Origin of the sequence: Methylophilus sp. 14 (genome assembly GCF_015354345.1) — a bacterium.
Taxonomy (GTDB): domain Bacteria; phylum Pseudomonadota; class Gammaproteobacteria; order Burkholderiales; family Methylophilaceae; genus Methylophilus.
In genome coordinates, this window is the sequence record NZ_JADKYS010000002.1 from 506,972 (window position 1) to 527,843 (window position 20,872).

Below are 20,872 nucleotides of genomic sequence, written 5' to 3' on the forward strand. Positions count from 1 at the left end.
GGATTGGGGGTCCTAGTGTGAAACAATAATTATGGATTTGAAGCAAAGTTCAACTTATTAGCAGTAGAAGCTTGCAATGGTTGTAATGTTTTCAGATCACGTGCCTGGAATTTCATGTGGTGAGCACGGCCGAGTTTTTCTTTGTAGAAGTCAATCTCGAATGCTAGCTTCAGATCTTTACCATCCCAGTTGTACGCTTTCAGGAATTGGTCGTCGGATTTACCCTTCATATCCCAGTTTGACAGCAGAGATGTTGTGAAATAAACACGCTTGCCATCGTAGCTAGGTGAAACCATATTTACCTGCTCACCAATTTTCTTGGTGTAAACTTCGCTTGGGTGCAATGGGTCTGTCATATCCCAATAGCGGGCTGTGCCATCCATGAATGTGTTGATCCACAGGCCTTTACCGCTAGACACTAAGCTGATATCCACTGGCAGTGGGATCTTGGCTGGATCGCCGATTGTGCCAACTTTGTGCTGTTGCCACTCACCATGGTCATCTTGTTTGTACACATAAATTTCTGATGTCAGGGCAGTTGTAGTAACTGCCCAGTTGTCACCAGGGGCATATGACCAGCGTGCTTCCAACGCAGCACCAGGAGTATTGAAGATTTTTGTTGGTTTCATAGTTTTGTAATCCCACATAACGGTGGTATTACCAAACTGCTTCATGGCGTCCTTGTCTTTAATCAACTTGCCCAAGTCCATCATGTAGTTGTTCCAGCCAGTGAAAGCTGTCGTCAACATTGCATTTTTGTTTGGGTTAATTGCTGCATCGTAACCGAAGCCATCGCCACCGTTGGTAGTCGGCATCATGGTGGTGGACACATACTCACCAGCATTCGTGTAGATTGCCATACCTGTTTGTCCGCCGTGATCTTTGGCATTAGACAAGGCAGCAACGATCATGCGGCCTGGAATTGCGTAGAAAGTGTGTGGACCAACTAAGCCGGATTTGGCTACAAAGTTATTCAAAGTTTTAACCAGCTTTGGTTTGGATGGGTCAGTCGCAACGTCGAAGATGAAAATCTTGTTGCTGTCCAATGCACCTGCCCACATGAATTTGCGATCATCAGTGAAACCCATGTGATGTGCTTCACCACGGCCGCCAACAGAAAGCTTGTTAATTACTTTGCCGTAGGTTTTAGATGCTGGATTTGCGTCAACTGTTACCAACTTGTCAGACTCATCGCCCAAGCCTTTGACACCCAATGTCCAAACATAAACGAAGTCTTCTTGACCTTTTACCAAAGGAGTAAAAGGTGAGCAGCTGGTTTCGTCCGCAATTGCGCTTGGCATTTGAGTGGCTGCACCAACAACGACTGCCATAGCAACAGCTTTTGTAAGTGCCTTAAGCTTTGGAAACTTATCGGTAAGATACATTCTATTCTCCTAGATCTTTACGAATTTTTTAGAATTAAACTCTCAAAAATTGAATTAAAAAACTTATAGCAAGAGTTACTTGCGTGCCTTACTAAGGCAACTCCTGTGCCAGTTCCTCTAATTAGCTGTTTTGTAAGTAGATATTTCAAGATGTAAATGAATTGTTTCGGCGGTGCCCTGAAAATATGGACAGTGGTGTCACAGTGCTAGGTGGATTTTACCTATTTGCGCCAAAAATGGCATATGGTGTATCAAATTTGGTAGGTGACAAAAGTCATATAATTCAATGTGATATTGATGTATTAAGTTAGTTATATAACTTGAGGGTCAAAAATGCCACTAAAAATAATAACAATTGACATTCATTTCTAGAGTTGTGTATTTTGTAAAAAAGACGTTATAAGTTTTGTATCCATAAAATAATTAATTGGCTTGATTCGATCAGGCCAAGGGGAAGATGATGGGCTCTGAAATTACTGTGAGCAAGGATTTAATTGATTTCTTAAACTCCTTGCCTGAACCAAGGCTTGTGTTAGGGACTGATTACAAAATCATCGCGTCCAACACTGCGTACCAAAAGATTTTTGGCGAAGGTAAACCGCTGAAAGGCAAGCACTGTTATGAGGTTTCACATCATTACCTTAAGCCATGTGACCAGCAAGGGGAGTCTTGTCCTTTAAAGGTTGCAAAAGAAACTAAATCCACGCATCGAGTATTTCACATTCACCATACTCCGCGTGGCCGTGAGCATGTAGATGTGGAGTTGACTCCTATTCTCAATGAAGAGGGGCAGCCTGCTTTTTATATTGAGACCTTGCGGAATCAAAATCATCATCTAAAAGAACATAGTCCAGATTGCGTAGCTGGTAAAAGCCCATGGTTTACAAGGGTTTTGGGATTGGTTGAGCGCTCCTCTGCTAGTGATACACCCGTGGCCCTCCTCGGTGAGTCTGGTACTGGTAAAGAGGTAATGGCACATCTTCTCCATAAAAAAAGCAAGAGGAACGCAGGGAGTTTTATTATTGTTGACTGTTCTGGCTTAACTGAGACTCTTTTTGAGAGTGAAATGTTTGGTCATGAGAAGGGCTCTTTTACCGGGGCTTACAATGATAAGAAGGGCTTGGTTGAAATGGCCAATGGTGGAACTCTGTTTTTGGATGAGGTTGGTGATATTCCATTGAGTCAGCAGGTAAAGTTGTTGCGCTTACTGGAGTCAAACACGTACCGTAAAGTTGGCGGTCTAGATGTCAAACGAACTAATTTCAGATTAATATCTGCTACGCATCGAGATCTTAAAAAGATGGTCCAGGAAGGTACTTTCAGGCAGGACCTTTATTATCGCATTAATGCATTTCCAATACATATTCCTTCTCTGAGAGAACGATCTGAAGATATTTTGATGTTAGCTGAGTATTTTCAGAAGAAACTCTCCCCAACTAAAGAGATGATTTTTGAGGATAGTGCAAAGCAATTTCTTCAAAGTTACTCTTTTCCAGGCAATATTCGAGAGTTACGCAACATGATTGATCGGGCTATCTTGCTTTGCGACTCTCAAGTGATCACAAAGCATCATTTGATCCCAGATCAAGCGTTCCCAGACGAAACTGAGTCTATCTCGACTAATAAGTATTTCAGGGGGGATATATTGCCCTTGGATGAGCTTGAGTCTATGTATTTGCAGTGGGCAGTTAGTGAGAGCAATGATTCGAAACGAGATTTAGCAGAGAAGCTGGGACTAACACCGAGGACTTTGTATCGGAAGCTTAAAGAGATTAAGAGTCAGCCATTAGAGTGAATGTTTTTAACCGTCCATTGCGTTTATCCATTCTTCGAATAGTCTGAGTAATTCATTATCGTTCCCTATTTTGATTTTATTCTGACAATGGTAATTTTGTGTATTGAAGTATCAATTTACTTATAGTAAATTAATCCAAGGTTGCTTGAACCGAACCTGCCATCGGGTTAAACAAGTATTTTGCTGTATTTTCTGCCTCTAATCATTGGTGGATGATGTGTAATCGATGGACTTCATCCAATGTGATTGGAGATATCCTTATGGCGTCTATCGCTATTACAGCAGATTCTGTTTCCGCTTTAAAAAAAGAGCTTCGCTTCTTTTTCCCAGAAATTAAATCATCGCATTTATCCGAAGCAATTGCAGTAGCGTTAGATCGCAAAACGCATGCTTCACTAATAAACGATATCAATAAATTCGCTATTGATCCGCCTATTGAATTATTGAATGAAGAAGCTTTCTTCAATAGGTTAGTTCACCTCGGTTATCAAGACGATCCAGAGTTCAGTTTTGAAGGGGTTGATATTCCTGAAGTCATCTCGACAATACCAATGACAGCATTCGAAATTGAGTATAAGTCTAAGCGTCAACTTGCCTGGCGCAATTTGATGGTGGTAGCGATTAATGAAGGCATTAATCAGAAGATATTTTCCTTGAGACCAGAAGATAACCGTTGGATAAATGGCAAATTTAGTCATACCGATCATAATTCTGGTCATATCTTTGATTTCCATTTGCCCAATGATTTACCCGGAAGATGTTACGTTAAAGACATTGGCTTTGATGAGTTAGCCATTCACGTTGCAGTTAATCCAAGGGGAAATATACTGAAAGCATTCAACGCGAAATTTGATGCTGGAGACGCTTTTGCATATAGTTGGCTGGAAAGACGAAAAGGAGCATGGCTGCAAACTTCAAATACGCTCAGTTGTAGAAACAGCTTACTTGATTACTTAGCCGGATTAAGCGCAGTGCCAAAAGGGTTTGGTGATAAAGGTCGAGTAATAATGTGATAAGTAGTTTTGATTAATCACTAAAATAAATAAGAAAAGCCTGCTTTAAGCAGGCTTTTTTAGTAATGGCATGTTTAATCATAAAGTCATTACCAAACAAGTTTTATGCAACTGCAACCACATAGCGTTAAGTTGCAAAAGATGGCTAAAAGCGAGTTTGGTCAAAAAGGGGAGGTTTGCTTTCCCCTTTTTTATCTTCTCAAAATTATTTGAACGACCAAGTCAAACCAACACCAGCTTGCCATGTACTGGCTGAAACTTTTGTATTACCAATAGTTTCGCGATTATTAAGTGCAAATGCAACATGAGAGTCGAGGGAGAGCGCTTCAGTTAAGGCATAGCCGAAGCCAGCAGAAACTTGATCTTCCCAAATAGGCTCAGCATTCGTTGCTTGGAAATATTGCACCAGAGACGGGTTCAACGTTAAGGTCCCCACAGGTGAGCCCATAGAGGATACGCCGGCAATTGTGCTGCCAACATTTCTTTTAATTGGGCTGCGTGCATGGCTATAACCTAAGCGCCATTTGGCCGCACCGGTTTTCAATTCGCCGCCCAATGCGAACACTGTTTGATCACGGAAAATATCTTTGTATAGGTCAGCAGAAGACCAGTCTTTGTAGATGATATCTGCACCAAGGCGAAGGTTGCCGTCTAACAAGGAGTTATTTGAGATACCCACTGCAAATTCTTGTGGTTGTTCTACATTGACATCCCAGAAGTTGCCTTTGCCTGGAGCAATAGGTGCACCATTATCAACGACATTGTCATATTTGATTTTCAATGGGCTACGATAGTAGGCGCCAAGGCTAGTAGACTCAGTCATGTCATATTTTGCGCCTAAGGTGCCGCGAACCCCAAAGCCGTGAGAGGAGGCTGTATTGGATGATAAGCCCATTTGCAGATAACCATTGCCTACAGTTGCCGTACCACCAACAGACAGTTTGTCTGTAATTTTGTAACCTAAGCCAACGTTAGCCATGAACACAAGCAGTTCTGAGTCTGGGTTCAGACTGCCAGCTTTGTCACGAAAGTCCGATCCAATACCTGATTGAGCCGTTAACCCAAGCCCTGCAACCAGTTTGTCGCTAAATGCTTGAGTAACTGCAACTGTTGGCACTAAGTAGTTAGTCGCTTTTGACTTTCCTGACCATGCTGTTCCAGTATTGAGACCGTTATGGTTTGCTTTTACTTCTGGTTTGTAGAATGTTGCACCAAAGCTAAACTTGGTCCCTTCGTTGAATTGCGTCAGCGTGGCAGGGTTACCAAAAACAGCAGCTGATGGTTCAATTGAGTGCGCAATACTCACACCAGCCATACCGCCAGCGGCAGGAAGCATTGTGTTGTTCAAGTCAGTGCCATAGTTTGCTGCAAACGCTGAGGCTGAGGCAAATAATGCCGAAACCATCACTGTGATAGATGAGGTTTTTGTAGAGCTTTTTATAACATTGGTACGTTTCGTACACATACTTTCTTCCCTCCTGTAAATCGCTCAAATCTCATTTGATTTAAGGTATTTAGTTGGTTGTTAAAATTACATTACAAATTTGTAACTAGCTGAAATCAGCTGAAGGTACATAGCAACAGATGGGCCAGCAGGTGCAAGCTGTTGAAATGAAAGTTAAAGTTGGATTTTTTGCGGAAATTCAGAAAGAGTTTTTGATGTGCGGAATGTCAAAAGTGACAGTCAATTTTGAGGAGATCTGGCAGGATGGGACAAAATTGTCCCATCCGTTATTGGCGGAAATTTGATGTTATAGAGTTGTTACTTGGCTTTAACTTGTGTTGCGCAATTAAGTAGTATTGTCTTGTATAAAGTTAGTGATCGCGTAATGACGCCTGGATCATCGTTTGCCTTTGCTAGCAATAATGCTCCTTCTAATGTTGAGATGTAGAAGTCGCTCCAGTGGGTTGGATCCAATTGAGAACCTGTATATTCTTTCACTTTTTCAAGCATTTCCACGAGCTCCGTTCTCCAACTACTAAAGTGTGATGAGGCAATCTTGAACAGCGTTTCATTACTTTCAGCTAGTTCCATAGTAAAAATGGCTAGCATACAGCCTTGGCGCAACGCGGGATCCTGATATGACTGGATTGCAAAGTCCAAATAGCCCTCAAGGTATTCTAACGGGGTGGCCGCGTTTTTATAGGGGGCTTTTGCATTGCGACTCTCAACATCCTCCCAGAATTGAGTGAGTACAGCTTCTCCTAATATTTCCTTATTGGCGAAATGATGGAAGAAGCCACCCTTAGTAATTCCAGCATATTGGCAGATTGCATCTACTGTCATGGCAGTGTAGCCGCGTTTTAGTATTAAACTCTGCGCGCCTTCTAAAATGCGCGCTTTAGATGCTGCAGCGGCTTCAGCTTTTGACGTGCCCATGGCTGGATCTCCAAAGATTCAATATGTTGTTGATAAATCATACCATAATCTAAAAACATACCAACCAAATGGTATGTGTCTTGTTGTGGTTTTTCTGAGTCATGGAACCAATCGCGCTTATATACAAAATCTAAGCAATTGTCATATTTGACAAATCTCACGCCAAATAAGACATATCGCAGTCTTTTTTGACATAGTTCTACGTGAAACTCTGTAGAGAGAGTTTCTGAGTTTTTCGTATTTCTCCAATAAAACAATCGCTTATGTGTGCTGGCATTAGTCTTGCTGAAAATGTAACGCTGATTTAGCCGGAAAAAGAAAATTCCGCAAGTTAGTAATGCAGTTCAAATCATAAATATCTAAATAGCGATTAGGAGGGTAATAGGATGTCCCAGGAGTCAGTAAAACATGCCCTAGGCAATTTGATTGACGCAATCAACGTTAATCCATCTGCATCACGCGTAGTTTTTCGCGCATCTACTAAGTTGGAGGAAGATGTACGCTGTTCCGCAACAGTGCGTAACTTTCCTCCATTAATCATAGACGAGCCTGCGGATTTGGGTGGCGGTGATCAAGGTATGAATCCCGTGGAGTTGGTGTTGGTCGCGTTGGGTACATGTCAGGAAATCATGTATTCGGCTTACGCTGCATTTATGGGTATCAAACTTGATGAGTGTAAGGTCGATGTGAAGGGGTACCTAGATTTGCGTGGCTTGCTCAGCATTGATCCAGAGGTTAGCGCTGGATATCAGCAAATTTCTTATCAAACCACGCTACGTAGCTCTGCTGATGAGAAAGCCATCCTTCAGCTGATTGAAGTGGTTGAAGGCCATTGCCCAGTGATGGATATTCTGGCTCGTGCCCAAAAGGTTACGGGTCAGACCACACTGAATGGTGAGCCTGTTCATAATCTTTCTTTAAATTAATAGTACTTAATTAAGCTCACACAACAGTGGGCTTCTTTTTATTGGAGTCGATGATGGAATTCCTAACCGCAAAACAGTTAGTGGCTAAGGCAAAGCAAAATATCAATGAAGCTGATGTACACGCAGTGAGCGATATGATTAAGGATCCTAATACCTTAATCATAGATGTACGTGAGCCCTCGGAGTTCGCCGAAGGCCATATTGCTGGCGCTACTAATATCCCGCGTGGTGTTCTGGAGTTTAAATTGGATCCAGATAGTTCAAGTGATTACCCAGACTTGCAAAATAGAACCAAGCAGATGGTCGTTTACTGCCGCTCGGGTTCTCGTAGTGCTCTAGCAGTACAGTCAATTCGTATGCTGGGTTTTAGCAACGCTTACTCGATGGTAGGTGGCATGGAGCAATGGAAGCAATCTGGTTTACCTTGGACAAATTAATCAGTCAAATTACAAAAAACATTCAGGAATTCTTATGAGTCTAGCAAATGATTGCTTGTATCACGGTGAGCACGCTTGGGTAAAAAAGGCAGAGGGCGATGAGGTAATTGTCGGCGTTTCTGATTTTGCACAAGACACCTTGGGGGATATTGTTGATGTATCGCTTCCCTTTGTTGGAAGCACGATAACTATCGGCGCGCCGTTTGGCACTTTGGAGTCACGCAAAACAGTATCTGATCTGATCGCTCCAATTAGCGGGGTAGTTATTGAGGTAAATAATGCCCTTATGAGTGAGCCAACATTAGTGAATGATGACCCACATGGAAAAGGTTGGATTGTCCGTATCAAGATATCTAATCCTGATGAGTTGGAGCTTTTAATGGATGTCGACAGTTATAAGGACGCTGTTGGTGCTTAACTAAAATGAAGCTTATTGTTTCTTCGCGAAGTAGTGGGCTTTTAACGGTTGAATAATCATGAGTTCTATAACAGAGATAAGAGAAGTTGGTCAGTCCAAGACAGCCCGAATTCCCATCAAAATTGTCCCCGAACCCCGCTTAAAGAAACCGTCTTGGATAAAGATGCAGCCAGTTTCTAGCCCAAGATTTATGGAGGTAAAGAATCTTCTTCGTGAGCAGAAACTAGTCACAGTATGTGAAGAAGCATCCTGCCCGAACATCGCAGAGTGTTTTAGTAAGGGGACAGCCACATTCATGATTCTCGGGGACTTGTGCACGCGCCGCTGTCCATTCTGCGACGTGCCCCACGGTCGCCCTAAGCCACCGGACACTTTGGAACCCTTGCATCTTGCCGAAGCCATTGAGGTTTTGAGTCTGAATTACGTGGTGATTACTAGTGTGGATCGGGATGACCTGCTGGATGGAGGTGCTAAACATTTTGCGGATTGTGTGCAAGCCATAAGGATGAGGAGTCCTGCAACACGTATTGAGTTGTTGGTTCCGGATTTCAGAGGGCGTCTTGACTCTGCAATTTCTCTACTTAGCCAACACGCACCGGAGGTACTCAATCACAACCTTGAAACTGTGCCTAGGCTTTATAAGCAGGTGCGGCCAGGTGCTGATTACATGCATTCGTTGCAGCTTCTAGAGGTGTTTAAAGCGGAGAATCCGCACGTGTTGACTAAATCTGGGTTGATGGTGGGATTGGGTGAAACCGAGCAGGAGATTCTAGACGTAATGCAGGATTTGCGTCGTCACAATGTTGATATGTTGACTATTGGTCAGTATTTACAGCCAACGGAATATCACTTGCCAGTAAAAGAATATGTCGCGCCCGCGAGGTTTGAGTTTTACGCTGCCAAGGCTCAGGAGCTAGGTTTTTTACATGCAGCGTGCGGACCTATGGTTCGTTCATCGTATCACGCAGATAAACAGGCCTCACCTTTAATAGGCTAATAACGTACTACGTGATCATCAATAAAAAATTGGAGGAAATTAAAAAATGCATACGGTAGAAACAACGCATACCACACCAGCAATTGAGGCAGATGTACTCGTCGTCGGAGCAGGGCCAGGAGGTTATACCGCAGCATTTCGTGCAGCGGATCTTGGCTTGAAAGTCGTATTGGTCGATAAAGGTGATGCACTCGGTGGCACATGTTTGAATGTTGGTTGTATTCCATCTAAAGCATTGCTTCATGCCGCCAAGGTAATTACCGAGGCAGAAGAAATGACGCCGCACGGCATCAAGTTTGTAAAACCAGAAATTGACTTAAATGAGTTAAGAAAGTGGAAGTCCGATAATGTCGTTGACCAACTTACGGGAGGACTAAATCAGCTGGCGAAGCAACGTAGCGTTCATGTGATTCAAGGCAAGGGCACGTTTATCTCATCTCACGAAATGCGTGTTCAGTTGCATGATATGCCAAGTCAAATTGTTAGATTTGATCATGCGATTATTGCAGTTGGCTCATCGCCAGCTACTTTTCCAAATGCCCCAGTGGATTCGCGCATTATGAATTCCACAGATGCATTGGCCATGAAGGATATTTCTGAGCGCTTGTTAGTCATTGGGGGCGGAATTATTGGTTTGGAGCTGGGTACAGTTTACGATGCATTTGGTTCACGTGTGACTGTTGCTGAGCGCTCTCCGACCTTGATGAAAGGTAGTGACAAAGATGTTATTAGGCCATTGCATCGCCGCATGGCTAAACGCTTTGAGAGGATCATGGTGAACACCGTGGTCGATAAAATGATAGCCATGGAAGATGGCGTGCATGTCGATTTTTCTGGCGAAAATACCATTCAAGATGCTGTCTTTGATCGTGTCCTAGTCGCGATTGGACGCAAACCTAATGGCCATCTCATCGGAGCGGAACATGCAGGAGTTTTTGTCGACGATAAAGGGTACATCCCTGTCGACAAGTGTATGCGTACTAATGTGCCACATATCTTCGCTATTGGAGATGTCATTGGTAATCCAATGTTAGCGCACAAAGCGACTCACCAGGGCAAAGTGGCTGCAGAGGTGATTGCAGGACATGCGGCAGCGTTCGTGACTACTGTTATTCCATCGGTGGCTTATACCGATCCAGAAATTGCTTGGGCAGGAGTGACAGAAAACGAAGCAAAAGAACACGGTATTGCCATCGAGGTTTCATCTTTCCCTTGGGCGGCAAGTGGTCGCGCTATGTCTATCAATCGAACTGAAGGTGTGACTAAACTGATTTTTGATAAATACACAAATCAGCTTATAGGCGCGGCTATTGTGGGGGCTAATGCAGGAGAGTTGATTACGGAGGCCGTACTTGCTATTGAAACGGCCACTAAAGCCGAGGCACTTGGGCAGGTAATTCATCCGCATCCAACACTCTCAGAAACCATTTGTTTTGCAGCAGAAATGAATCTTGGGACCATCACTGATTTATACATGAAGAAGCAAACCAAGGCAGCCTAATTCTTGAAAGTATAGAGCGTTTGCTAACAGTCGACAGTTATTAGACGTCTTTTTAAATTTACATCATCAAATGAGAAACCAGAGAACAGTTGTAACGTTAGAAAATTCGATTGCATCAGAGGAGAGTTATAAACCTTTCCGATGGGAATATTCAGATGTGATCAATTTACCAATACCAGAGGATTATAAAGCGTTCACTATCGACCATATTCCTTTTGGTGTTTCTGCAAAAAAGAAGTTTAGAGCGGTTTCACTTGAAACTCTTGGTGCGCTTTTATGGCTGACATCCAGGCAGCAGTTTTCTGAAAAACACACAATGCGTTATTACCAACGATTGCGACCATGTTTTTCAGAGAGAAGTGTTCAGCCGATTCATTTACTGACCTGGAACCAACAGGATTTGATGTTGAAAAGATATAACCCATACAACCATTCTATGGAAGTGATTCAATCTCTGAATCCTAAAAGCTTGAGAGCTGCGTATCGAGCAGTTGACATTCAACAGGGCGAATTGATTATGTTGGTGGCTGAGCCTGGAAAAGCGCCTAACTATATCAAAGATCGAGAGCAACAGTTGTGGAGGGATACTCATATCATTCAAGGTTATCTATCCCTTGCAGCTGAGATGCTGCAGCTAGAATTCACCTCGCTTGCAATGACTGGGGAGACCTTGATTTATCAACTTGATCCTCGTGGGCGGTTGCATGGGGTAGGTATGAATATTGTTGGTTCTTAATGAGTAAATAAAATCTATTTGCATAAATACCGACTGGATGGTATGTTTTTAAAAAGAGAATATTAATACGAGTGATGTGAGAGTTTTATGGTTACTAACAAAGTGATTACTGTGGATATCTGGTCCGACTTTGTCTGCCCATGGTGTTGGATTGCTAAACATCGTTTTGAAAAAGCACTAAAGCATTTTGAGCATCGCTCTCTGGTAGAGGTAAGTTATAGAAGTTTTCGTATTGCTGCTGAAGCAGATCCTTCTCCATTCAAACAAGCCGTGACTATCAAATTTCTGAGTGAGGAGCGGGCCAGTAAGTTAGTCGCTATGGTTGAATCTCAGGGGCAATTAGAGGGCCTGACCTATGACTTCGAGAGTATGCAGTTTGGCGACACCTTACAAGCACATTGTTTAGTTAAGTCAATTATCGATCCTGCCAGGCGCAGTGCATTGATGGAGAGGCTCTATCTTGACTCTACAACCTATGGTAAGTCCTTGTTTACAAGGGAGTCACTTAAAGAAATTGCACTGGATGTTGGCATTTCAGAGATTGTTATTGATGATGCCTGGAGAAATCAAAGACTGACTGCTGAGGTGCTGAGAGATGAGCTGATGGCATTGCAATACGGTAGTAGCGTGCCCCTATTTGTTTTTAATTCAAACCAGGTTCTTTCTGGGGCTCAATCAGCTGCTGCACTTTTAGAGATGCTTAACTCATTAAAGCCAGGCATCGATGCAACAATAGTTGAGGATGCCCCTACGTGTGGGCTTACTAGCTGTGATTAATTAACCAATCAACTTCAATGGGTACTTATAGTATCTGTTAAATGGCTCTGTAATACAGAGGTTTTAATAATGAAAATAGGAGAGAAATCATGATGGACTGGAATGGTTATCGTGCTGAGTTAATTGGCCGCATTGGTGATTTGGGTAAGTTAAGTCCAGATACAGTTAATGGGTATATGGTTGCCAGTGGTGCTGGGGCAAAGACGAATCATTTGGATGCTAAAACCCGGGAATTAATTTCATTGGCCGTTGCAGTCACTACGCGCTGTGATGGATGTATCACTGTTCATGCCGCAGCAGCAGTAAAGCATGGCGCAACTGAAGCCGAGATCGCCGAAGCACTTGGCGTTGCTGTTGCGATGAATGCTGGTGCAGCATTGGTTTACTCAGCAAGAGCTTTAGATGCTGTAAAAAACGTTGAATAAACTTGACCAAGCTCAAGAGGCGCTGGATATCAAGATTGTAAAAGATATCCAGCAATGCTAAATTTAAAAATGGAAAATTAGATCATATAAGCAATATGGGAAACGTTAAGTTACAGAGATTCGTTGCTCAGTTCGCCATAATGGCCATGCTGATGATTAGTCTCGTCCCAACATTAACAATTGCTTTCCCAATGCATGAGGATCACGGTTTTATTCAACAGGTTTGTACCACACAAGGAAATAAACTTGTCATAGTATCTACAACTCAAGGTAAGCAGCTATCCATGTTGATTAGCTACAAGCCTTCTGAGAAACCAATCTCGCTCAGCCATCATCTGAATCATTGTCCATTCTGCCATATCGCCATGGACAAGGTTGTCATACCCTCACACAGCCCTGCATTTGTACTCTACCAGCAAGCACAGATACGTATCTCACTGAGCGACTATAAATCTCCAGTTATATCCAATTTCAAACCCACGGCACACACCTCTCGTGCCCCACCTCAAGCGCCACTCCAAAGCTAAAAGATCAGCTCGTCTGGATCCAGCTTTGCGTCGAGTGAAAGCATCATACTGATATGTTAGACGTCATTGACTCGTCAGTGGCGAGCATGTTTGTCATGAGTAAATCCTTCGGCTGCATTTCAGGTGCATTCACGCATCTCATCCATTCTTTGTACTGATCAAATCAATCAAATGGTTGAGCAATTATCTTGCTCGACAGGGCCATGGCTGTATGTACTTTTCTGACACGTAGTTAGGACAGATACCGGTATTGGTCTAGTTTTTAGGAAAAATTTCGAATGAAAAAATCATTATTAGTACTAGCTATGCTCTTAGCAACGCAAAGTGCTTGGGCACATCTTAGTTATACCGGGCGGGATTTTGGTACGTTTTCTGGCTTAGTTGACGCCAATAACAGCATTACAACTACAGCTACTAATAACTATGCCTGGACCGATGCGGCAAGCGGCAACTTGGGTGACAGTCATGGCGCTCGTGCATTCCGCTTCACATTACAAAACGAAGCATGGGTTGACTTCAGTGTCGATGCCGTTTCTGCGGATTTGTTACCAGCATTTTCTATTTATTCTGGTTTAGGCGCGGTCCGTGTAGATGGTGTGTGGCCTGGCACTCAAACCAGTGCAGATTACGACAGTTCTCTAGCTTCGATAGCCTGGCGTGATAGCTGGGCACAGGCAAATTTAGGAGTAAGTAAAACGGCTGTTGATACTGATGGCGTATGGAACTCGCTAGGTGATTGGCAAATGGGGGGCGATGGAGATGCCGCTGGAGTAGATACCGCTTTGAGTCACTTCATCTATGCAGGCTCTGCAACTACTCACACCAACAGAGTCTCGGGTAAGTTTCTGCTCGATGCCGGTGATTACACCATCATGGTGGGAGGCAATAACAGCAATATTGTTGCAGGTCCTTTTAGTTACACCGCATTGCTAAGTGTGTCAGCAATACCTGAGCCTGAGAGTGTCGCTCTGATGTTAGCGGGCTTGTCATTCATTGGTTGGCAAATGCGACGTACAAACAAGGTTTGAAGTTAATTTTATTGAGTGGAGTCAGAACTTCACTTCTTTTAATTGGAGAAGACAATGAGTATTTTGAAAAAATCAGTAGTAGTGGGATTAATGGCGTTAGTAACTACACCGGCAATGGCTACTGTGTCCACTTACAACGTGACAACAACTTGGTTCGAGCCAGATACTCAACCAAAGAACACATATTTTGTGGGCTCTTTTACCTATGATAGTGCAACGAAAACAATTACTGGCCTTGCAGGGCAGTTGAGCGAAGCGATGACTGGATCTACGAATTACAACCCTGGTACTGGTGTGAATGGCGCAGATGACATGACTTGGCTATCTTTAAATCATCAGCTTGTGTCATGGTATGACGCATCACTCGGGGGCACATTCGCCGCTACTTTTAAAAATACCAGTACTAATACATTCTGGACAGGCCTGGGTGGTAATGGTTGGAGCCCTGCCTCTGGTGTTGCCGCAGGTGGTATCTACTATGGTTTTCCATCCGCTAAGGGGAATCCAGGCAATGCTTATGCTTTGATTTTTGTGCCTGACAATCCGCTGACTGCTTTGACGCAGACGCAGATCAATAAGCTTGCTTATGCGGATTGTGCTGCTGGCGGCATGATGGGAGCTACTTGTATGACGGGCACATCGGTAAGCGGATATGGTGCAGTGGGTACTATGAGTGGGTATCCACTGGCGCAGACAATCAGTGCTGTGACCGTACCTGTGCCAGAGCCAGAATCCTACGCAATGTTTATGGTAGGAGTGGGGTTGCTTGGTTTGGCAATAAGACAAAAACGTCAAATCGGCTAATCCAGAAAGGAGAGCTGCGCTTGGTTTCCGGGCGCAGCCCTTTATGAAATCAATAAAATCTTCATCTATTTTGAGCCATCAACCTTATTGGCTTGCCAGCTTTTTACTGCTATCGAGTTATTCGGGACTTGCTTTTGCCGAAGCCTCTAGTCAGGAAGTAGAGGATGGTACGCTAAACATCCAATCAGTTGAAATTGTGATGGAGCGACCTCAAGCAGTTCCACTATCAGGAACAGAGGTGAATGAAAAAGCTATAAAACAACGTAGCACCACCGCTATGGATTCTGCTCGGCTATTGGAGGATATTCCCGGAGTCAACGTCTATGGTGCAGGTGCTATATCTAGCTTACCTGTTATTCATGGTTTGGCAGATGAACGGCTCAAGCTTGAAGTGGATGGTATGGACATGTCTGCAGCCTGTCCCAATCACATGAATTCAGTGTTGTCATATATCAACCCAGTGAAGGTTGGTAATATCAAAGTATTTACTGGCATCACACCTGTGAGCGAGGGTGGGGATAGTGTGGGTGGGGCAATCCAGGTATCTTCTGCCAATCCAGTATTTGCTGAAGCGGGCAAACAGTTAATCAATGGTAGCTTGGGAGGCTTTTACAGGAGTAATGGATATGCAAATGGCTGGAATGCTTCTGCCAGCTTTGCTACGAATCAATTGAGCATGCAGTATTCAGAGTCTCATTTGAGTTCTTCAAATTACAGGGCAGCCAGAAATTTCAAAGATGCGAATACCTGGGCGCCGATTTTGAGAAATGGTTTGTATAAAACTGATTTAGATGAGGTTGGGTCAAGCGCAATTTCAAACTCCGCGAACAAGTCTCTTGATATTGCATTAAGGCATGATGTTCATCTTTTGCAATTGGGTATTAGTCAGCAAAGCGTCGGGTTTGAGGGTTTCCCAAATCAGCGCATGGATATGACAGATAACCAGAATACCTCTTTTAATATGCGATATAGCGGACTATATGATTGGGGTGATGTGCATTTCAAACTGTTCCGACAACGGGTACAGCATGCTATGGATATGTCTTATGAGCGGAGCCTTTATATGCCTGCGATGCCTATGCTATCTAATGCTGAAACTAAGGGAGGAAGTTTAAATGTTTCCGTCCCAATTAATGAGCATGTGCTTAAGGTCGGCGGAGATTTTAAATTATACGATCTGGATGATTGGTGGCCTCCATTGCTAGGGATGGGTGCCGGATCTATGTGCTGCGACAATTTCCAGAATGTGCGTAATGGGCGTCGCGATCGGATTGGTCTATTTAGCGAAGTGGAAAGTAGTTGGAGTGATGCGTGGCAAACATCTTTTGGTTTGCGTACAGATGTCGTCACTGCGGATGCTGGTAAGGTACATGGATATAGCAGCACCTCTATTTACCGCACTGATGCCAATGCGTTTAACGCGCAAAGCCAAGGTCGGCATTATCAGAACTATGATTGGACGGCATTAACCAGATTCACACCAGATAGAAAGCAAAGCTATGAGTTCGGATTTGCTAGAAAGAGCCGTGCTCCAAGTGTCTACGAACTATATCCATGGTCGTCTTTTACCATGGCTGCTCTGATGAATAATTTCGCTGGAGATGGTAATGCCTATATTGGAAATTTGAATCTGGATTCTGAGGTTGCGCATACTGCCAACTTTACTGCAGACTGGCATGATGATGAGCGCTCTGTTTGGTCAACTAAACTCAACGCATATGTGACTTATATAGATGATTACATTGATGCGGTAAGATGTCGCTTAGCTTCTTGTGGCGCTAATAACATAACTCGTAGCAATGCTTTCGTTACTCTGCAATATGAGAATCAATCCGCAAGACTTTATGGCTGGGATTTGTCGGGTGTCAGAGTGTTAGATAAAGATGGTGCATCTGGGCTGTGGACTACGAAAGCCAGTATTTCATATGTCAGAGGTGAGAATACGACGACGGGTAATAATCTATATCACATCATGCCACTGAATGGTCGCTTCTCCCTGGAGCATAGGTTGGGAGGCTGGACATCTACTGCGGAGGTGCAGTTGGTTGCTGCCAAAGAACATGTTGCACAAGTCCGTAATGAGACAGAAACAGATGGCTATGGTCTGTTTAATTTGCGCACTAGTTACGGTAATAAGTTTATGAGAGTGGATTTGAGTCTTGAAAATGTACTAAATAAGCTTTACTACTCGCCACTGGGTGGGGCATATCTTGGGCAGGGTTTTTCAATGACATCTGGTATCCTTCCATGGGGCGTAAATGTACCTGGCATGGGAAGGTCCGCCAATGTGGCTGTGACAATCATGTATTGACTTATTCATGGGGGAAAAAGATATGAAAGTTATTTCTTTGCACTTTAACTTAGCTTGTAGTTGTTACTTGTATTGAGTGAACGAGTTTTAATATGCAAGCATTACCTCTAACCGTAGTCTTATGAATCAAGAAATCAAATCCGTAGTCCTTTCCTTAGGGAAAGAAATCAAAAAAGATCTCCCATTTTTCGGCATATGTGGATTCTTGGTGGGATGGTTAATGATTGTGCAGTTTCGACTCAAGGAAACTGGAGTGGCTCCGAAAGACTCCTGGGCTGATGCATTGTTTTCAGACTTTGTTTCTTTCAATGCTTTTGGTTTGGTCTTTGTCGGTCTTCTCGGCATTGCGTCATTTGTTACATGTATTAATGCATGTGGCTGTCGTTTTCCAAAACTTGAAAGCATGGTTGCTCATCTAGAGGTGCGCTTGACACAGTTAGCCAGCTCAATAATATCCTTCACTATTGGGTTGTCTTGCTGTTCTGTTGCTCATGCGTTCTTCACAGTCAGTGCTAAAGGAGGTTTATTAGCATTGCTTATTGTTTTGTTCGACGGTCTGATTGTCTCCGGTTTCGTGTCAGCATCACTTACTGCACGTCGTTCACCTCCCTTTGACAAATGGTTTGTCGCGTTGGGAATGCTTGGCATAGCATTGGTCTTAGTTGCTTGCTTTGTTTTCTATGGCACAAAGCCAGAAAAAGTGGCTCATTTACCCGCCGAAAGGGATAACCCACAAGTTGAGGCTTATATAAATAGTCACAAACTCCAAACCTGGAACTCTGTGGTATTTGGTTCAATTGTAAATGGTTTGTAGTGACTTTTATGGTCTTTTGAGCTTATTGTTCATCTCAGATGATCGCGAATTCTTTTGTTTTAAATTTTCTTTTGTGCGTAACATTTACATGAAGCTTAAATAGTTAAATGCTGGTATACCCTCTGAGATGGAAATACTGACCCAGTTTATTCTCTTATCTTTAGGGATCTCAGATCTAGTCTGGGTATTGGGGGACCAAAATTTGCCAGGGGGAGAGGCGATTCCAGGTGCTTCTAAAACACCAAAGGAATAGTAAAAATATCCACCCCATGATCCATAATAGGCCTCAGTCCAGTAGTGATAAAACTTGGAGGAAAGATCTGAGTGTATTGGGTTTTCATCCTCCAGCACGTCTAGAAATGTTGTTTTACCTAAGATGTACGACAAAGGAGGGATCTTGAAAGTCGAGATATGTTTGTCAATGCGGCTGAGATGGACCTAATGCTATTCTCATTGTCTATCGAAATCTGTACACGAAGATCTCTAAATGAGTATAGATAGTCTTCACCGATATTCTTGTGTGGAGCCCCAAGTATTTCTCGCATTCTTTCAACTGTAACACCAGGTTTGATGTGGAAGAAGAAATTTGCAGGGGCTTTCTTCAGTTCTATAGATGGCCGCTTAAATTTGCCATATGTCCAAGAAATCAAACTCATGAAAGGGGATATGAGAGATTTTCCTATTGGAATTAATAGATTCTCAAGCACGAGTTACTCAGTCGGTGATTGTTTAGCCTTGGCCTGTTTTCGCACCATCCCTTTTGCATGGGCTGCTCCGGTCGCCTCGACTACACCATCTGGGTTCCCGTCTAAATCTAAACGATCAGCCCCTTCTTTGCATGCTTGCCAGTAACGTGAGCTTTTGCACCAGGTTTTAATTGCCAACTGTAAGTCTTCCGTTGAGATGCCAATTTCTTCAGATCGTGCTTGAAGGTCTTCCAGAATTCCAATTTTCAATGGTACTTTGGGTGTTGGATTCTTAGGGAATGCTTTGGGGTAAAGCCTCTGGAGCTTGCCTATGATCAACACCACAGGATCGACTGGGTTCGGGTTCTTCTTTTGTGTTGGTTTTGCAGTCTGCTTAGATTTCTTTTCTTCAGCAAGTTGCTTCTTGAGTTCGGCGAGTTGTTCGAGGCCCATAGCAGTAAATTCAACAGGTTGTTTTTCTTGAAGCGAATTTTCTAACAGATTGTTACGTTCACGCAATCTATTTAATATGATTTATTTAGTGCAGTTCAACGTGTTTGCCGAGACTTAGACACCTTGTTCAGAGTATAAATCTTGTACAAATAAATGCTTTTCAGGCTAGATATTAAATTTTAGTTTGGCTGCTAGGTTGCTGACGCAGCTTCCGTCTGGCAATGTTCTTTTTTCTTAGAATATATACGCCAGTAAACGCTGCTATTGTGGCAATAATGGTAATAATTAATAAAGCAATCATCAGTGCTAACATTTTTCTGAATCTCCTTTCATGTCCTCAATCATGGCTTTGCCTTCGTCGGTGAGAATGTTTAGAAAGTCATCCCAGATTTCAAAACTAAGATGGCGAGTGACTTCTGGAATATTGCCTTCTCTTATGGCCTGCGTTTGTCTATGCCATCGCTTTTGCGTTTCTTCAAAAGGCTCCACGTGAATTTGAATGGTAAAGCTCGCATTTTCGTCAATTGATGTAGAGGGCTTTAAAGAGGTTGGTTTCTCGCAAAACACTAAACCGTGTTTGTTGTTCTCGGTCACTTTTGACATCAACACCTCAAGCTCAACTTCATCACAGCTTTGACGGCTAAACCTGAGTTTCATTTTTGTGATGAAGTTTTTCCAGTGGTGTGCCGACATACATTTAGTCACTTTCTCTGGTCGCCCGAATCTCCAGTCACTGACCAAACGGGCGTGATGGTTTTCGCATCCAAATGAATCTGAAGCCCTGATCCATATGGCGCTTGTTTTATAGAATCACGTTATTGAGCTCGATTTGATCTGTATTTGCGTGCTCGCCAGCCTGCAAACATTAGACCTGCAAATAGCAGGGTGATTGATTCAGGCTCCGGGACAGGCGTTGCGACTCTCACCAGGAAAGAGGCTAGATTGGCTGCTGATCTATCATCGTTGTAGCGACCAAAACTCACGGAGCTATAAATAGTGGGCTTGTCATAAGTGCTTGTGATGAGGCCGTAGAGTTGGGAGTCTTCATCACGGTTTTTGTAGTCCTCAGCAGTCAGTCCTAATAGGTCTTTTTTGTCAGTACCGGTATCTGTTGCACCAAGTAAGTCGATCAACGTGATAAAGAAATGATCGTTATCTATTTTCCCGGTAACAGCTGTGATGTCAGATGTACCATTTAAGCTATATCCGCGACCAGTAAATATCTGCTTGAATTCATCATAGCTTGCATAGCGCCAGCCTTCTAATGTCTGGCCATGACCAAGCAAGGCTAATACTTGATTATAGGATTTCCCCTGGGTAAAGCTGGTATCCAACCACTCTAATCCGGAGTTTTGATCCAACGTATAAGTACCGTAGTCAACGAGGTTGTATGAGGTGGCATTGGCTGTATTGCACAAGAACATGAGTAACAGCAAAAGGTGTTTCATATGTGAGTTTC

The 20,872-nt window shown here is 43.2% G+C and carries 23 protein-coding genes; 16 read left to right on the top strand and 7 right to left on the bottom strand.

Annotation, left to right across the window (positions count from 1 at the left end; genetic code table 11):
- Positions 1 to 29: 29 nt before the first annotated feature.
- Complete coding sequence (locus INP78_RS07735) at positions 30 to 1,385, bottom strand: selenium-binding family protein (RefSeq protein WP_228522738.1); 1,356 nt, start codon at positions 1,383 to 1,385, stop codon at positions 30 to 32.
- Between the two features lie 460 nt (positions 1,386 to 1,845).
- Here INP78_RS07735 and INP78_RS07740 point away from each other — a divergent pair, with 460 nt between their 5' ends.
- Entirely contained in the window at positions 1,846 to 3,180 is a 1,335-nt protein-coding gene (locus tag INP78_RS07740; RefSeq protein WP_228522739.1) for a sigma-54-dependent Fis family transcriptional regulator, read from the top strand.
- A 260-nt stretch (positions 3,181 to 3,440) separates the two neighbouring features.
- The gene (locus INP78_RS07745; RefSeq protein WP_194741589.1) at positions 3,441 to 4,193 is read left to right on the top strand and encodes a hypothetical protein; all 753 of its coding nucleotides are present in this window, start codon (positions 3,441 to 3,443) and stop codon (positions 4,191 to 4,193) included.
- A 205-nt stretch (positions 4,194 to 4,398) separates the two neighbouring features.
- Here the strand turns inward: INP78_RS07745 and INP78_RS07750 are convergent, their stop codons facing one another.
- On the bottom strand, positions 4,399 to 5,658 hold the full coding sequence (locus INP78_RS07750; RefSeq protein ID WP_194741590.1) for an OmpP1/FadL family transporter: 1,260 nt from the start codon (positions 5,656 to 5,658) through the stop codon (positions 4,399 to 4,401).
- Positions 5,659 to 5,777: 119 nt separating this feature from the next.
- On the opposite strand from INP78_RS07750, the gene INP78_RS07755 reads away from it, so the two are divergent.
- Entirely contained in the window at positions 5,778 to 5,942 is a 165-nt protein-coding gene (locus INP78_RS07755; protein WP_194741591.1) for a hypothetical protein, read from the top strand.
- Positions 5,943 to 5,955: 13 nt separating this feature from the next.
- Here the strand turns inward: INP78_RS07755 and INP78_RS07760 are convergent, their stop codons facing one another.
- Positions 5,956 to 6,573 (bottom strand): TetR/AcrR family transcriptional regulator, encoded by a 618-nt coding sequence (locus INP78_RS07760; protein WP_194741592.1) that lies wholly within the window; start codon positions 6,571 to 6,573, stop codon positions 5,956 to 5,958.
- A gap of 386 nt (positions 6,574 to 6,959) precedes the next feature.
- Here INP78_RS07760 and INP78_RS07765 point away from each other — a divergent pair, with 386 nt between their 5' ends.
- The 13 genes from INP78_RS07765 (at position 6,960) to INP78_RS07825 (ending at position 18,274) form a co-directional block, all read left to right on the top strand.
- On the top strand, positions 6,960 to 7,499 hold the full coding sequence (locus INP78_RS07765) for an OsmC family protein (RefSeq protein WP_194741593.1): 540 nt from the start codon (positions 6,960 to 6,962) through the stop codon (positions 7,497 to 7,499).
- Between the two features lie 53 nt (positions 7,500 to 7,552).
- Entirely contained in the window at positions 7,553 to 7,936 is a 384-nt protein-coding gene (locus INP78_RS07770) for a rhodanese-like domain-containing protein (protein ID WP_194741594.1), read from the top strand.
- 34 nt (positions 7,937 to 7,970) lie between these two features.
- Complete coding sequence (gcvH, locus tag INP78_RS07775; RefSeq protein ID WP_194741595.1) at positions 7,971 to 8,354, top strand: glycine cleavage system protein GcvH; 384 nt, start codon at positions 7,971 to 7,973, stop codon at positions 8,352 to 8,354.
- Between the two features lie 58 nt (positions 8,355 to 8,412).
- Entirely contained in the window at positions 8,413 to 9,351 is a 939-nt protein-coding gene (lipA, locus tag INP78_RS07780) for a lipoyl synthase (protein ID WP_194741596.1), read from the top strand.
- 46 nt (positions 9,352 to 9,397) lie between these two features.
- Positions 9,398 to 10,852 (top strand): dihydrolipoyl dehydrogenase, encoded by a 1,455-nt coding sequence (lpdA, locus tag INP78_RS07785; protein ID WP_194741597.1) that lies wholly within the window; start codon positions 9,398 to 9,400, stop codon positions 10,850 to 10,852.
- 70 nt (positions 10,853 to 10,922) lie between these two features.
- Positions 10,923 to 11,588, top strand: coding sequence for a hypothetical protein (locus INP78_RS07790; protein ID WP_194741598.1), 666 nt, complete (start codon positions 10,923 to 10,925; stop codon positions 11,586 to 11,588).
- A gap of 87 nt (positions 11,589 to 11,675) precedes the next feature.
- On the top strand, positions 11,676 to 12,365 hold the full coding sequence (locus INP78_RS07795) for a DsbA family oxidoreductase (protein WP_194741599.1): 690 nt from the start codon (positions 11,676 to 11,678) through the stop codon (positions 12,363 to 12,365).
- 89 nt (positions 12,366 to 12,454) lie between these two features.
- Positions 12,455 to 12,790: a carboxymuconolactone decarboxylase family protein gene (locus INP78_RS07800; protein ID WP_194741600.1), complete on the top strand. Its 336-nt coding sequence runs from the start codon at positions 12,455 to 12,457 to the stop codon at positions 12,788 to 12,790.
- A 140-nt stretch (positions 12,791 to 12,930) separates the two neighbouring features.
- The gene (locus tag INP78_RS07805) at positions 12,931 to 13,317 is read left to right on the top strand and encodes a DUF2946 family protein (protein WP_255526774.1); all 387 of its coding nucleotides are present in this window, start codon (positions 12,931 to 12,933) and stop codon (positions 13,315 to 13,317) included.
- 278 nt (positions 13,318 to 13,595) lie between these two features.
- Positions 13,596 to 14,345, top strand: a complete 750-nt coding sequence (locus tag INP78_RS07810; RefSeq protein ID WP_194741602.1) for a hypothetical protein — start codon at positions 13,596 to 13,598, stop codon at positions 14,343 to 14,345.
- A gap of 54 nt (positions 14,346 to 14,399) precedes the next feature.
- Positions 14,400 to 15,149 (top strand): PEP-CTERM sorting domain-containing protein, encoded by a 750-nt coding sequence (locus tag INP78_RS07815; RefSeq protein WP_194741603.1) that lies wholly within the window; start codon positions 14,400 to 14,402, stop codon positions 15,147 to 15,149.
- Between the two features lie 43 nt (positions 15,150 to 15,192).
- A complete protein-coding gene (locus INP78_RS07820; RefSeq protein ID WP_194741604.1) occupies positions 15,193 to 17,460 on the top strand; it encodes a TonB-dependent siderophore receptor in 2,268 nt (755 codons plus the stop codon).
- A gap of 121 nt (positions 17,461 to 17,581) precedes the next feature.
- Entirely contained in the window at positions 17,582 to 18,274 is a 693-nt protein-coding gene (locus INP78_RS07825; protein WP_194741605.1) for a hypothetical protein, read from the top strand.
- A gap of 710 nt (positions 18,275 to 18,984) precedes the next feature.
- Here INP78_RS07825 and INP78_RS07830 read toward each other — a convergent pair.
- The 4 genes from INP78_RS07830 to INP78_RS07845 all read right to left on the bottom strand — a co-directional run bounded on the left by INP78_RS07830 (position 18,985) and on the right by INP78_RS07845 (position 20,861).
- A complete protein-coding gene (locus INP78_RS07830) occupies positions 18,985 to 19,479 on the bottom strand; it encodes a ProQ/FinO family protein (protein ID WP_228522741.1) in 495 nt (164 codons plus the stop codon).
- A 106-nt stretch (positions 19,480 to 19,585) separates the two neighbouring features.
- Positions 19,586 to 19,726, bottom strand: a complete 141-nt coding sequence (locus INP78_RS07835; RefSeq protein ID WP_194741606.1) for a hypothetical protein — start codon at positions 19,724 to 19,726, stop codon at positions 19,586 to 19,588.
- Entirely contained in the window at positions 19,720 to 20,106 is a 387-nt protein-coding gene (locus tag INP78_RS07840) for a hypothetical protein (RefSeq protein WP_194741607.1), read from the bottom strand. Before INP78_RS07840 ends, INP78_RS07835 begins: the two co-directional genes overlap by 7 nt.
- A gap of 122 nt (positions 20,107 to 20,228) precedes the next feature.
- Positions 20,229 to 20,861, bottom strand: a complete 633-nt coding sequence (locus INP78_RS07845) for a PEP-CTERM sorting domain-containing protein (protein ID WP_194741608.1) — start codon at positions 20,859 to 20,861, stop codon at positions 20,229 to 20,231.
- Positions 20,862 to 20,872 lie beyond the last annotated feature (11 nt).